Below are 1,188 nucleotides of genomic sequence, written 5' to 3'. Positions count from 1 at the left end.
AGATGTGTATAAGGGACAGGGCCGGATCCGTGCCGGTGGTGGTGGCGCGCGAACGCAGCGACGGCGCGGTGGTCGCCGCCTCGCAGGGCGCCAGCGTCATCCTGATGGACGACGGCTTTCAGAACTCCGCGCTGATCAAGGACGCGGCGTTGATCGTGATCGACAGCCACCGCGGCGTCGGTAACGGCAGCGTATTTCCGGCAGGTCCGCTGCGGGCGCCGCTGGCGCTGCAGATCGCGCGTACCGATGCACTGGTCGTCGTCGGCGACGGCTCCGCCGCTGACGGTATTGCGGCGCAGATCGCCGCCCAGGGCGGAACGGTGCTGCGGGCGCGGCTGGTGCCGCAGGCGGCGTCGGTCGAGGCGCTGCGTGGCCGGCGGGTGTTGGCGTTCGCGGGCATCGGCGATCCGGCGCGCTTCGTCGCGACGCTGCGTGCCAGTGGTGTCGAGGTGGTGGAGCAGCGCGCCTTTGCCGATCATCATCCGTTCACGGCGGAGGAGTTGGCGGAACTTGCCGCGGCGGCTAGGCGCGGCGGCTTGACGCTGGTGACGACGGAGAAGGATCTGGCCCGGATCGGGCGTGCGGCGGCGAGCCTTGGCGTGGAGATTGTGACGCTGGCGGTGACGCTGGCGTTCGACGACGAGGCTGCGCTGCGCCTGTTCCTGCTCGACCGTCTCAACCGGGCTCGCGCCGAGCGGCTAGCCGCGCGGCGCTGAGCGAGCCTCAACCCTTGGACTGCAATGCTTCCGGATGGTGCCGCTTCAGCACGGCTTCCGGAGTCGCGTAGGGCTCCTTGAGATCGACGCTCCAATATTTCAGCTCGTCGAGCGGGATCTGCACCCCGGTAACGGCGCAGCGCACATAGGTACCGGGTGAGATCACCCGGAAGTCGCCATCGAGATACTGCACCTGGGCTTCACCCGAACCCGAGAAGCCAAATTTGTTGAGCACGGCCGATCTCCTGGAAAACCGCAGGTTGCGGAATGATGCAAAGCTGCGGGTCGATACCCCTGACAGATAGAACGGTTGCGCCGCATTGCAAACCGCCGCGATGTCATGGCGGCGTCGTTTTCGCTGCGGATCGCGAAAACCAATTCTAAAACAGTGAGCCCTGGCCGGCAGGCTTCACCAGTCGCTTCGCAGCCTTCGCCGGCACGGACGCAGGCTTTGCGGTGTGGGCCGGGGATC

General features: G+C 67.0%; 2 protein-coding genes. One reads left to right on the top strand and one right to left on the bottom strand.

The window, feature by feature from the left end:
- On the top strand, positions 1 to 716 hold a 716-nt coding region (lpxK, locus tag DU475_RS23825; protein ID WP_164633517.1), incomplete at its 5' end, for a tetraacyldisaccharide 4'-kinase.
- Positions 717 to 723: 7 nt separating this feature from the next.
- Here the strand turns inward: lpxK and DU475_RS23820 are convergent.
- Complete coding sequence (locus tag DU475_RS23820; protein WP_047309016.1) at positions 724 to 951, bottom strand: DUF2093 domain-containing protein; 228 nt, start codon at positions 949 to 951, stop codon at positions 724 to 726.
- Positions 952 to 1,188: the final 237 nt, after the last annotated feature.

The sequence above is a fragment of the Rhodopseudomonas sp. WA056 genome, assembly GCF_010906995.1.
Lineage (GTDB): Bacteria > Pseudomonadota > Alphaproteobacteria > Rhizobiales > Xanthobacteraceae > Rhodopseudomonas > Rhodopseudomonas palustris_G.
This window is presented reverse-complemented; position numbering and strand designations above follow the sequence as displayed.